General features: G+C 38.8%; 9 protein-coding genes and 1 tRNA gene. 6 read left to right on the top strand and 4 right to left on the bottom strand.

What is annotated here, in order from left to right; translation table 11 throughout:
• Positions 1–68 precede the first annotated feature (68 nt).
• Both EHQ43_RS16990 and EHQ43_RS16985 read right to left on the bottom strand, forming a co-directional pair.
• Entirely contained in the window at positions 69–1,790 is a 1,722-nt protein-coding gene (locus EHQ43_RS16990; protein WP_135771799.1) for a 4-alpha-glucanotransferase, read from the bottom strand.
• 9 nt (positions 1,791–1,799) lie between these two features.
• Positions 1,800–2,864: a class I fructose-bisphosphate aldolase gene (locus EHQ43_RS16985; RefSeq protein WP_135636627.1), complete on the bottom strand. Its 1,065-nt coding sequence runs from the start codon at positions 2,862–2,864 to the stop codon at positions 1,800–1,802.
• A gap of 128 nt (positions 2,865–2,992) precedes the next feature.
• Here EHQ43_RS16985 and EHQ43_RS16980 point away from each other — a divergent pair, with 128 nt between their 5' ends.
• The 3 genes from EHQ43_RS16980 to EHQ43_RS16970 are packed head-to-tail and all read left to right on the top strand — an operon-like array spanning position 2,993 to position 5,316.
• Complete coding sequence (locus tag EHQ43_RS16980; RefSeq protein ID WP_135741731.1) at positions 2,993–3,856, top strand: sensor histidine kinase; 864 nt, start codon at positions 2,993–2,995, stop codon at positions 3,854–3,856.
• Positions 3,853–4,533: a response regulator transcription factor gene (locus tag EHQ43_RS16975; protein ID WP_135741730.1), complete on the top strand. Its 681-nt coding sequence runs from the start codon at positions 3,853–3,855 to the stop codon at positions 4,531–4,533. Before EHQ43_RS16980 ends, EHQ43_RS16975 begins: the two co-directional genes overlap by 4 nt.
• A gap of 51 nt (positions 4,534–4,584) precedes the next feature.
• Complete coding sequence (locus EHQ43_RS16970) at positions 4,585–5,316, top strand: hypothetical protein (protein ID WP_135741729.1); 732 nt, start codon at positions 4,585–4,587, stop codon at positions 5,314–5,316.
• Positions 5,317–5,363: 47 nt separating this feature from the next.
• Here the strand turns inward: EHQ43_RS16970 and EHQ43_RS16965 are convergent, their stop codons facing one another.
• Entirely contained in the window at positions 5,364–7,100 is a 1,737-nt protein-coding gene (locus EHQ43_RS16965) for a PP2C family protein-serine/threonine phosphatase (protein ID WP_135754917.1), read from the bottom strand.
• A gap of 360 nt (positions 7,101–7,460) precedes the next feature.
• Here EHQ43_RS16965 and glnA point away from each other — a divergent pair, with 360 nt between their 5' ends.
• From glnA to EHQ43_RS16950, 3 genes are all read left to right on the top strand, one after another.
• Positions 7,461–8,921 (top strand): type I glutamate--ammonia ligase, encoded by a 1,461-nt coding sequence (gene glnA / locus EHQ43_RS16960; RefSeq protein WP_135741727.1) that lies wholly within the window; start codon positions 7,461–7,463, stop codon positions 8,919–8,921.
• A gap of 112 nt (positions 8,922–9,033) precedes the next feature.
• Positions 9,034–9,110 (top strand) — tRNA-Met (locus EHQ43_RS16955).
• Positions 9,111–9,129: 19 nt separating this feature from the next.
• Positions 9,130–9,420, top strand: a complete 291-nt coding sequence (locus EHQ43_RS16950) for a Cys-rich protein (protein ID WP_135741726.1) — start codon at positions 9,130–9,132, stop codon at positions 9,418–9,420.
• 177 nt (positions 9,421–9,597) lie between these two features.
• On the opposite strand, the gene EHQ43_RS16945 is transcribed toward EHQ43_RS16950, so the two are convergent.
• The gene (locus EHQ43_RS16945; protein WP_135741725.1) at positions 9,598–12,381 is read right to left on the bottom strand and encodes a chromosome segregation SMC family protein; all 2,784 of its coding nucleotides are present in this window, start codon (positions 12,379–12,381) and stop codon (positions 9,598–9,600) included.
• Positions 12,382–12,429: the final 48 nt, after the last annotated feature.

Raw genomic sequence — 12,429 nt, 5'->3', positions numbered from 1 at the left:
GTAGACTTACACTTTACCAAAGATTGGTAGGATCCACTTGAACGAATCTGTCAAAATTTAAAAAAATTCTAATTTCTTCCCGAAGAATGCACGAGTTTTCGAAGCGTAAAATTCCTTTGGAAGTCTAAGGCAAACTCTTCAATGAGGATCGGAAAGCGGTATGTCCAATTGGAATGGTCAGGGGTTCCTGGGTAATTGATGCGGTGTTTTTCCGGATTTTGTAATACGTCAGGAACTCCAAGAGCCAGATCCTGGAATAGTTGGATACAAAAGATACTTTTGGTTTGGAATACAAATTCCAAGAGGCCTTCCAAGATTTGGTTTTCGGATTCTGGTCTTGGTTTACCGACTCGATCAAAGAAAAACTGTAAATTGGATTCCAAATCTCCTTCGTTTTTCCACCAATCCATCACCAAACTTGTGTCATGTGTGGATAAAACTGATATTGCATTTTCACGGTAATGGTCTTCATCAATGTATTCCCCTGTGGCAAATGACCTTGTCCATCGCACCACATCAATTCCAATCATTTGCCTTTCAAACAAAGAATCACGAATGAAACTTGGCACAGAACCCAAATCTTCTGCACACGGAACCATTGAAGAAAACGATTCGAAAATTTCTAAAATCGCTTCACCAGCTTCTCTCCAATGTTTTTCTTCCTCTGTGATGTGTAGTTGCGAGAGAGGGAACAATTTTGTTTTGGTTTCTTCAGGTAGGGACTGGTAACTCTCCTCTTTCCAAAAATCCCAATAGAAGATATAATGATTGGGTTTGAATTCATGGATAAGACCTTTCGCCTCCATGGACTTAGGATCAATTCCTGCCTTTAAAAATTCACTGGTTTCAATTCCAAATTGAGGGTGGAACCAACCTTTGAGTGCCGTTTTGTCTTCACGAGGAATCGCCCAAATCCGGTACATGCCAATTACATGGTCAATGCGATAAAGATGGAAAAAATGTTCTAAATACGTGAGACGATCTTTCCACCAGCTGTAATGATTTTTTTGTAATACATCCCAGTTGAGAACAGGGAATCCCCATGTTTGCCCTGATTGGGAAAAATGGTCAGGAGGTGCTCCTGCTTGTAAGTCCATATAAAAATATTCAGGGTGTTCCCAAACATCGCAGGAATTACGAGCCGTAAGGATTGGCATATCACCTTTTAAATAAATTCCTTTATCTTCTAAATGCACCTTTACTGCAGATAACTGGTCATAGGCGATCTTTTGCAAATACACCCAAAACATAACCTCTTCTCGCCTTTCTGAAAAAATAAAATCTTTGGCAGCTAAAGGATTTTGAAATTCTTTTGGCCATTCCCACCAATTTTTCCCTTCGTAGGTTTCATACAATACGCGGAAAGTTCCATACGAATAACACCAAGGTTGTTTATCTAAAAAGTCGACTGCCTCTTTTAAGGCAGCTTTTTGATGTGAATCATAGTATTCACGGATACATTTAATTTTCTCATTCCGGATACGATTCGGATGGTTGTGTAATGTTCGAATTTCTTTTTTTCGAGACTGGTTTGGGAGACCTAATTTGTATAAGGATATATATAGCGGATCAATGGCAAATGCAGAAATGGCACTATAAGGTGAGTAACCGTATCCCGTATCGTTTAATGGTAATAATTGGATGATACTGAAGCCAATGTCTCTGGCCCAATCACATAAAGGATATAAACTATAGATGTCACCACATTCAAAGGAATGTTCAGAAACAATTGAGGGCAGAGATACTAGTACCCCTGCCCTTCTTTGTTTGACACGAATCAAAGATCCCAATGCTTTCGATTAAGCCACTGTGATTTCTTTAGATAAGTATACGTCTTGGATGGCATGAAGTAAAGCCACTCCATCTTTCATCGGTTTTTGGAAGGCTTTTCTTCCGGAAATAAGACCCATTCCACCAGCACGTTTGTTAATGACAGCTGTTTTCAAAGCATCTTGTAAATCGTTTTCACCAGATGCTCCACCAGAATTGATTAACCCTGCTCTTCCCATATAACAATTCGCTACTTGGTAACGAGTGAGATCAATTGGGTGGTCAGAAGTTAGATCAGAATAGATACGTTTGTCTGTTTTACCATAAGACGACTCTTGGTTGAGGACATTGTATCCACCATTGTTTTCAGGTAACTTTTGTTTGATGATGTCCGCTTGGATGGTCACACCTAAGTGGTTTGCTTGTCCCGTTAAGTCAGCAGAAACATGGTAATCTTTGTCTTTTTTGAACGCATTGTTTCTGATGTAACACCAAAGGATGGTTGCCATTCCCAATTCATGTGCCATTTGGAACACTTTTGAAATTTCAACAATCTCACGACCTGCATCTGCAGAACCAAAGTAAATCGTTGCTCCAATTGCCACACAACCTTGGTCATATGCTTGTTTCACTGTTGCAAAGAGAATTTGTTCACTCTTATTCGGGTAAGTAAGAAGTTCGTTGTGGTTGATCTTCAAAATGAAAGGAATTTTGTGAGCATACTTACGCGCCACTGATCCAAGCACACCTAATGTAGTTGCCACACCATTACAGCCACCTTCCATTGCGAGTTTGATGATGTTTTCGCCATCAAAGTAAATTGGGTTTTTCGCAAACGAAGCACCTGCGGAGTGTTCGATTCCTTGGTCTACTGGAAGAATGGATACATACCCTGTTCCACCAAGTCGGCCATGGCCAAGTAAAGTTTGAATGCTTCTGAGAACAGGGATGGACCTGTCTGTGGGTGCAAAAATTCTGTCTACCCAATCGCTACCAGGTACGTGAATGAGTTCTTTTGCTATTTTTGGTGATTTGAATCCAAGGAGGGATTCCGCGTCGTTTCCAAGATGTTTCGAGATTTCGTCGAAGTTCAAAGTTGTTCTCCTTAAAAATAAATTCTTGGGTTGGGCCAATGTGACAACATCTTTTTTTGCTCGTCGTCCTTCCCCATACCCTTATCTTGTTTTGAGAGGCAAAATTGAGAGGATCAGCACAATTTCGTATGTTTTTTTCTCTGGCATGGCTTTCCCTCACTCTTTCACTAGGAGTCTGGTGGTGGATTTTAGGGTTTCGCCAAGCCAAAACCATTTCTGAAATATCCATTAGCCAGGAAAGGCAATTGGAACTGAATCGTGTGAACCGTATGTTACAACTGGAAGGTTCATTTTTCCTTTCCATGTTAACGCTGGGTGGGGTGACCTTAGCGGTACTTTCTTACAGAGACCACAAACGATCTAAACTTATCTCCGATTTTTTTTCTACTGTCACACATGAAATGAAAACACCGATCGCCAGCTTACAGCTGCAAATCGAAGTTTTATTAGAAGACACAAAAAATCCCGAACTCAAACGCAAACTGCAAAAAATTTGGAAAGAAAACCAAAGGATTGAATCCCAAATGGGAAATGCATTTTACCTTGCAAGTCTCATGCAAGGAGAAGTTTTGTATTTGGAAAACCTCACCTTACAAGAATTAAAAGATTCTTATTCTCACCATGAACCAGACCTAGTTTGGGAGGTTAAGGTACCATTGCAAAAAAAAGTGTATATAGACAAAAAAGCTTTTTTTGCTATGTTAAAAAATCTTACTGAGAATGCCAAACGGCATGGGAAAGCAGAACAAATCAAACTACACATCTTCCAAGAAAAAAACAAAATTTGTTTTTTACTCGAAGACAATGGGTTAGGATTTAATGGTAACAAAAAACAATTAACCCTTCCCTTTTTACGCCATTCGAAGACCAGTGGGAGTGGGATCGGGCTCTATATTGTGAAAAAATTAATGGAAAAGATGAAAGGGAAACTAGAATTTCCAAGTTCGACAAAAGGTTTTCAAGTCAAACTTTGTTTCCACGAGGTGTTATGAAACCAAGAATTTTACTAGTCGAAGACGATGAAGGCCTTGGTGAAACATTAAAAGAACGTTTGGAACAGGATAAGTACCGCGTGCAATGGGTAAAATCAGTTTCTGATGCAAGAGATGTATACAAACCAAATCTTTTTGATTTGGTGGTTCTCGACTTACGCCTGCCAGATGGTAATGGATTTGATCTTGCTGAGATGATCGTCGCAAAGGAAAAAGACCTACCTTTTTTATTCCTGACGGCACAAGCGGGAGCACAAGAGCGACTCCGCGGTTTTGAACTAGGTGCTTCCGAATTTATCCCAAAACCGTTTCATCTAAAAGAATTCCTGATCCGTTTGGAGCGAGTGGTTTCTCTCACCCGCCCTCACTTCGGTCAAAAATGGAAAATGAATTCAAAGGAAATCCATTTGGACTCCTTCCTTGTCAAAAACGAAGATGGGCAGGTAACTCTTCTTTCCAAACGGGATTGTTCCCTCCTTGCCTTACTCCTAAGTGATCCCACAAAAGTCTTCAGCCGTTCAGAAATTCTAGACTACATTGTGGGCGAAGACAGTTTCCCAACAGAACGAACCATAGACAATGCGATTGTACGCTTGAGGGATGCCCTAGGGGAAGAATCCATTCGAAATGTAAGGGGTGTCGGCTACCAATGGATGGGCCCCCTCCAACCTTTATAATCACCAACATCTTCCTTATGAAAAATGGAAATTACACCGATACTTGGAAAGATGAAACAAGGCATTCCGATTTATCTCTATTTTTTCTTTGCCTTATTTTCCCTTTCCCTCGGAGCTTGGGAAACGGACATCGATTACAATTATGAATATCAAAAAAATGGTCCCTATACCAAATTTTCGGACTGGGTTCCTTACAAATTACACAAATGGGAACCAAAATACTTAGAAGATTTTTATGAATTATACAATTTAAAACAACATTACAATGATAATGAACTTCGTAAAAATATCTACTGGTTAAAAATTGCATTAAACAAACGATTCCGTCATCCAAAGCACGCGTTATGTGAGACAAAAACCGAACAAGAATACTATAAATATCGGAATCTGATGTTTATGCACATCAATATCCAAATCATGCGCTCATATATGCGAATTGCCTCCAAATTTGACAAACGGCATGTGTATTTTTACAACCTTGACTTTGCCCATGAGTTGAAGGAAAGTTTTGGAGTGGCAGAAAGTTTTTACAAAGAAGCCATTCCTTATTGGGAAAAAGCGAAAGAATATGCAGACAAAGCCAATGAAGTCCCTGTGGATTTGGACCTTGGAACGATTGAAACGGAAAGGTATGAAATCGTAACAGGGAAATTAGATTTTGGCCATATCATTGAAAACCATTTGGACCTTTTGGATGGGAAAAAGAAGATTGTTTCGGAATACTTAGCAAAATACCCAGAAGCAGATGCCAAAGCTCTTGATTTAATCGACCGCCAAAATTAAAATCCCAGTAGTCACTAGAAAACCTGCGATCTCAAATCAAATTCGAATTAAAATTCTAAAAACAAAACTGCAATATCATCGTGGATGATTCTATCTTTTTCGACGAGACAATTGGCGATCATCTTTTTGACGAGACTATCCGTGTCATCGGAAACGGAAATCATTTCCGATAGTTCTTGTAAAAATACATCGAGGCCAATGTAACCCCCAGCCTCTTCTTCCAATTCATAAATTCCATCGGAATATAATAACAAACGATCTCCAGGCGCAAAGGTCTTTTCTATATTCTTTCCTTTCCAATCTTCAAGAAGTAAAATCGGATACATCTCATCTTTTACAAATTTCATGACCCGTTCATTCTCATTCCAAAACACAACGGGAGGGTGGCCTGCAAAACTAAATTCAATCCTACGTTCCAAAGGAAATATCCTCATCACACAAGCAGAAATATGGTGTTTGAAGATAATGGTTTTTAATTCCAAATGCATAGCTTCCAAAATGGCAGCCGGAGAAGATTCTAAATATGAATGTTTTTTAAATGAAACCGCAGCAATCCCTGAAACCAATGCCGATGAAATTCCGTGACCAGAGATATCGCCAAAAAATATATCAATACAATTAGGTTTTGGTTTTTCATATAAAATCAAGTCCCCACCAATATCATCATACGGTAAAAAACGAGATTCCATTCTTAGATTTGGTATTTGACCAAAATCTTTTGCGACCCATGCTTCTTGTGTCATTTTAGCAAGCGCCATATCTTCTTTTACATCGGAATAAAATCTTTGTAAGATTTTTTCCTTTTTCATTAGTTTGATTTCATTTTTGGCACGTACTAAACCTTGGGAAACAAAACCAGCGACAAGACCTAACATTTGCTTAGTTTCATCTGTCCAATCACCTAAATCTTGATAGGTAGTCACACCGAGAATTCCAATTAAATTCCCTTCATCTCGAAGTCCAATCACAAGAATGGAACGAACTTCTGCCGATTTGAAAAGTTGTAAGTGCCAAGGTTCATCATGTAATGCAGTTGTGTCGGGTATATAAATCAGACCATCTCCTGCAAGAACTCCCAATCGTTCGGGATTCATTTTGGCAATGGGAAGTTTTGTTCCGACTTCAAATAATGAAGGAATTCCATCTAACAACCATTCATGACTCACTGACAAAAATTGTTTATCTGAAGAAATCTCAGCAACAAAAACCCTATCTGCTTTTGCGTATTTTCCCAATTCTTCTAACGCAAACTGAATTGCATCTGATACAAATTCTGCTTTCGTATGGACAAACATTTTTGAGATCTCTGTCACAATTTGGGAAAACTGGAGTAACCCAGAAAGTTTTGTCTCTGACTCTCTGATATTTGAGATTTCAATTTGTTGACCCCAAATGCGAATCAGATGGCCGTCAACAACCTGACCATGAGTATTTAGGAGAAACACTTTTGGAAGAATAGAATTCTGTTGTTTGTATTCAAAATCTTCTAATAGGTAGGAATTTTCGATGAATTTCCGTAAGAGGTATACACTTTCTAACGTAACAATGTCTTTTACAAACTTTCCGCTGACGTCTTCCAAATTTTGGAAGCCATATAACTTGACCATCGCCAAATTACATTCTTTGACGACTGAGTGATTCCAAATGTATTCCATTTGTTCTTCTTTGGAAAGAGAGATGGGCATGGGAACATCCAATTCATAACACCAGATGGCATCCTTAGACAAATGGATAAAACTCTCCAAGTGCTGGTAGTGACCGAAGTCAGGTTTACGAGAGCTCATCCCTTCTACAGTTTCTCGGGTGGGGATGAATGCCACAAAAAAAACATACATTGCTAGGAATTTGAAAATTTTTAGTTTTTGCTCAAAAAAAATCCGGATTCCATTGACCGAACAAAGCCCATTTCTTACAATACTTCGGAATGGCGGAGGCTTAACTACCATGTAATATGCATGTGTTTTAAGCATTTATCCTTTTTAAACAGCAATACGTTTCGTGATTAAGCACTAGTTTCAAAACAATCTGCTTAGAAACTCCACGAAACCCTTATATTTCGGTCGAAATGCCTTGGTATAAATCTTGCATTTAAAAAGATAACAGATTACAACAATCAGACCGACCTCTGAACGAAGGAGAATCAAATGCAGTTCGCAACCCCAAAATTTACTTCCGGAAAGGAAGTGGTTGAGTATGCCAAAAAAAATGGAGTCCTTTTCTATGACTTCCGATTTACGGATATCAAAGGAATGTGGCACCACGTATCGTATTATGTGAATTCCGTAAATGAAGATACATTCAAAGGAATTCCTTTTGATGGATCTTCGATTGCTCGTTGGCAGCCAATCAATGCTTCCGATATGCAATTACATCCAGAAATTTCTACGGCGTTTTTAGATCCGTTCACTGCAGACAAAACACTCGTTATGTTTTGTGATGTTTGGGACATCTATAAAAACCAATACTATGAAAAATGCCCTAGATCCATTGCAAAAAAAGCATTAGAATTCATGAACAAGTCAGGCATTGCAGATACTGCATACTTTGGTCCTGAAAATGAATTTTTCGTTTTTGATAGTTTAAAAGTACGCGATGAAATCAATTGCCAATACTATGAATTGGATTCAAACGAAGGGATCTGGAATACTCACTCCGAAATTCCAGGAACAAATAACACTGGAAAAATCAACTTTAACTCAGGACACCGACCTGGAACAAAGGGTGGTTACTTTCCTGTAGCTCCAATTGACTCCCAAGTTGACCTTCGCGCAGAGTTTGTGAAAACTCTCGAATCCATCGGAATGGAAACATTTGTTGTCCACCACGAAGTTGCCCAAGCACAAGGTGAGATCGGCGTTAAATTTGGAACACTCATTGAAGCGGCTGACAATGTTCAAAAATTAAAATACATCGTGAAGATGGTTGCCCACAAACACGGAAAAACTGCTACTTTTATGCCAAAACCACTTTTTGGTGATAATGGTAACGGTATGCACGTTCATATCTCTCTTTGGAAAGGTGGAAAAAACCTTTTTGCTGGAGACAAATACCAAGGATTGTCTGACTTTGCTTTCAATTATGTAGGTGGAGTATTAAAATATGCAAGAGCTTGTGCTGCGTTTACAAATGCATCGACTAACTCTTACAAACGACTTATCCCAGGATTTGAAGCTCCTTCAATTTTAGCTTATTCTGCACAAAACCGTTCTGCATCTTGCCGTATTCCTTTCGTAAATGGTGAAAAAGCAAAACGTGTAGAATTTAGATTTCCTGATTCAACAGCTAACCCTTATTTGGCGTTCGCTTCTCTACTGATGGCTGGTTTGGCTGGAGTTACAGAAAAAATCGATCCAGGTCCTGCTCGTGAAGAAGATCTATTTGAGCTTTCTCTTGATGAAATCCGTGAAAAAGGAATTCGTCAAATGCCTCACACACTCCGTGAAGCAATGGAAGAGATGCTTGCTCAAAGAGCAATCTTCAAACAAGGAGATGTTTTCTCTGAAAACTTTTTGCAAACTTACCAACACTATAAGTTTGAAACAGAAATTTGGCCATGGGAAGGTCGCCCTCACCCATACGAATTCCTCACTACTTACTCTTGCTAAGAGAAAAAGCCCCGGCAACCGTCGGGGCTTTTTTTTGTTTACCATTCCCCAACCATTCAAAAAATGACAAAAGAACTAAAGTTTTAGTTCTACCAAACGATCTAACGGTTAGGGCGAGGTAGCTCAGATGGTTAGAGCACAGGATTCATAACCCTGAGGTCACGGGTTCGACTCCCGTCTTCGCTACCAAAGATCGAGAGGATAAGGTATGAAAAAAACAAACCGTTTCTTTTCAATGTTGGTTCTAGTGTTATTTACTGGATCCATCCAAGCAGCCGATTTTCCAAAGTGTAAAGAAGCTTGTGATAAGTTTTACAATTGTTCGGTCCAAGTGAATCCGAATGCAACAGAAGAACAAAAATCAACACTCCGTAGAGGTTGTGAGTTTAATTGTAATCGTCCCAAATACTACAACAAAATTGCAAGTTGCCTTACCGCTGGGGATACATGCAAAGCTTTCTCTAGCTGCATCATGAAAGAGATGCAAGCAAATAAATAAACATTTAGTTTAAGAGAAAAAAGTTACCAAATTGATAGGGAAAACCTAGGGGATCACACTCCTAGGTTTTTAATTTCTATAACCGCAAATCCACCCGTTAAAATCTTGTGAGTCTAACCTAAACTAACGCGGAGTGTTTCCGAAAGAAGATACCCTTACCTTCTGTCGGATTAAATCTTAATTTTCTGTTCCAGTCTTTTGTGAAATCTGTTTAGAGAACGATTTTGCTTCATCGAGTCGTAAGGAAAGGATTTTCGATATCCCTGGCTCCTCGTTTGTGACACCAAAGATCGCATTGGCTCTCGAGATAGTTGACTGCGCGTGTGAAACAACAATAAACTGGGTTTTGTCTTTGAACCTGTCCAAAATTTGACAAAACCGAAGTTTGTTTGCTTCATCAAGGGCTGCATCAATTTCATCTAAGAAACAAAATGGACTAGGTTTCACCATATAAATCGCAAACAGCAGGGCAATCGCAGTGAGTGACTTTTCCCCACCAGATAACAAACGTAAGTTTTGAACATGTTTGCCTGGAGGTTCCGCCATAATTTCTACACCCGAGTTCAATGAGTCTTCTTTTTCAGTCAATTCTAGAGTGGCACGACCCCCATTGAATAAGGTAGAAAACGTCTCTTGGAAGTTCTCTTTGATCTTTTCAAAGGTCATTTGGAAAAGTTTTTCTGACTCTTCATTGATTCGTTTTAAAACTTCTTCGATATCCTTTTTGGAACTTTCGATGTCTTGTTTTTGTTTTTGGTTGTGTTCGTAAATTTCTTTGATGTTACGATACTCTTCAATCGCAAGTGGATTGATGGAACCTAAGAGTTGGATCTCTGACTTTGCAGACCGTAATCGTCTTTCTTCTGCTTTTTGGTCGAGCTCTAATCCCCCACGTTCTGTTTCGAGTTCTGAATCCGTTAAGGAATAATCATTATACAACTCTTCCACAAGGGAATCTATTTGTACTTTTAGAGCGGAACTGGTTCTTTCTTTTTCTGAAAGTAAAGGCAAAAGGTTTTGGAACACCTCTTGGTTTTTAGAAATATTCGATTTGATACCGGAAATCTCTTCAACCAAAGTTTGTAAGGTTTCTTTTTCTGATTCCAAAATGCGACTCATGGATAGGAATTCTTGGTAAGCTTCTTCGATTTCTTTTTCAAGAAACTCTACTTCCTTTTCCAATGTTTCTTTTTTCTCACGAATGACTGCTTCTTGTTCTTTAGCTCCATTGATACGCAATTGGATCTCACCAATACGTTCTTCCAAAACAACAATGTCTTTTTGTTGGTTTTCTAATCGAGAATTGGATTCGAGGAGTTTTTTCTCTAACTCAACGATATGATTGCGAGTCTCTTCCCAATGGTTTCTGTGAAGGATGATATTACTTTGGTTGTCCCGAATCCCACGAGTTAGGTTTTCGTTTTCCAGGATGATGTCCTCAATCTCTTGGTCGATGGATTCTTTTTTAGATAAAATTCCATCTTTATCAAAGAGTAAATTGCGGAAGTCATCTTCCTTTTTCAAAAATGCGATGAGTTTTTCGGAATACACATCCATTCGGATTTCTTTCAGCGATTCCTTTGTTTCTATCAGTTTGGAATTTTCTAATAGAGAAAGTGCAGTTTGTAACTTGGTTTGGAAACCTTCTGCCAGGGAAACAAGTTCATTTTTATTTTGGTTTCGGATTTCTTCCCCTTCTTTGGATTCTCTTTTTTTATTCTCTAACTCTTGGATGAGTTCGAGAATGACAGTTTTTTGTTTTTCGCGAAGGGTGATATGGCGTTTTTCATTTTCCCCGATGCGAACTTCTTTTTCCTCAATGGATTTTTCTTCTTCTTTGATGGATAGTTCCAAGGAAACACGTTTGGATTCTAATTCTGTGATTTCGTCTTGGAGGGTGGTTTGGATTTCCCTTTGGCGTTCGTTTTCAAGTTCGATTGCTTTTTTTTCTACTTCGAGTTTGATTGTGGCCTGGTTTTCCAATTCTAAGGAAGAAAGGATTTCTCCAATGCGTAACTCATATTCCTGGATAAAGGTTTTGTTTTTGGCAATTTTTTCTTTTTGGATTTGGCTTTTGGAAAGATGATCAAATAGTTTTTTATCAATCTCTGCAATCTCTCTTTCTTTTGCTTCCTTAGTCGTTTCCTTTTCGGAAATCAAGTTGGTTTCGTTTTGGATAAGAGATAAAATGGATTTGTTTTTTTCTCGGATCTCGAGTAGTTCTTCATCCGATTTTTTCATCCTACGTTTAAAATCTCTTAACTTAAGGTAACGTAAGTTTTTATCCGATTCATCTAAATCAGATTTGAGTTTAAAATACTGTTCTGCTTTTTCGGATTGTTTTTCTTTGACTTCCAAATCCTTTTGCATGGAACTCATGATGTCATGGATACGGAGTAGGTTTTGGTTTGTATCTTCTAGTTTTTTTGTGGCTTCTTTGCGGTCGAGTTTGAATCGACTGACACCGGCTGCTTCTTCAAAGATGGCTCTTCTTTCTTCAGGTTTGGAATTAAGGATTTGGTCCACTCGTCCTTGTTCCAAAATGCTATAACTGGATTTACCAATCCCTGTATCGAGTAAGGTTTTTTCGATGTCCTTTCTTGTGGTGCGGATATCATTTAAGTAATATTCATTTTCGCCATCAGGGTAAAGCCTACGAGTGATTTTAACTGAAGGGTAATCAATATTGAAAAAACGGTCATCATTATCAAATAAAATGGATACTTCCGAAAATCCAGCAGCTCGCCTACTCTCTGTTCCATGGAAAATGACATCGTCCATCTTTTCCCCACGGAGTCCCTTGGCACTTTTTTCACCAAAAACCCATTTTACGGAATCGACAATATTTGATTTTCCGGAACCATTAGGTCCGACGACTGCGGTAAATCCTGGATCAAAATTGATCTCGGTCTCATCTGCAAATGTTTTGAATCCAACAATGTTTAGGCTTTTTAAATGCATATCTGTTTTGCCGTTTGATTTCCCTGTTTCCCAGTTGACACCTCCTGA

This window comes from Leptospira bouyouniensis (assembly GCF_004769525.1).
GTDB lineage: Bacteria > Spirochaetota > Leptospiria > Leptospirales > Leptospiraceae > Leptospira_A > Leptospira_A bouyouniensis.
Note: the sequence above shows the minus strand (reverse complement) of the source record. Positions and strands in the feature narration are given on the sequence as shown.

Coding starts and splice junctions, on each gene's coding strand:
- EHQ43_RS16980 (WP_135741731.1), top strand. CDS start 2,993: ATGTTTTTTTCTCTGGCATGGCTTTCCCTCACTCTTTCACTAGGAGTC.
- EHQ43_RS16975 (WP_135741730.1), top strand. CDS start 3,853: ATGAAACCAAGAATTTTACTAGTCGAAGACGATGAAGGCCTTGGTGAA.
- EHQ43_RS16970 (WP_135741729.1), top strand. CDS start 4,585: ATGAAACAAGGCATTCCGATTTATCTCTATTTTTTCTTTGCCTTATTT.
- EHQ43_RS16965 (WP_135754917.1), bottom strand. CDS start 7,100: ATGAGCTCTCGTAAACCTGACTTCGGTCACTACCAGCACTTGGAGAGT.
- glnA (WP_135741727.1), top strand. CDS start 7,461: ATGCAGTTCGCAACCCCAAAATTTACTTCCGGAAAGGAAGTGGTTGAG.
- EHQ43_RS16950 (WP_135741726.1), top strand. CDS start 9,130: ATGAAAAAAACAAACCGTTTCTTTTCAATGTTGGTTCTAGTGTTATTT.
- EHQ43_RS16945 (WP_135741725.1), bottom strand. CDS start 12,381: ATGCATTTAAAAAGCCTAAACATTGTTGGATTCAAAACATTTGCAGAT.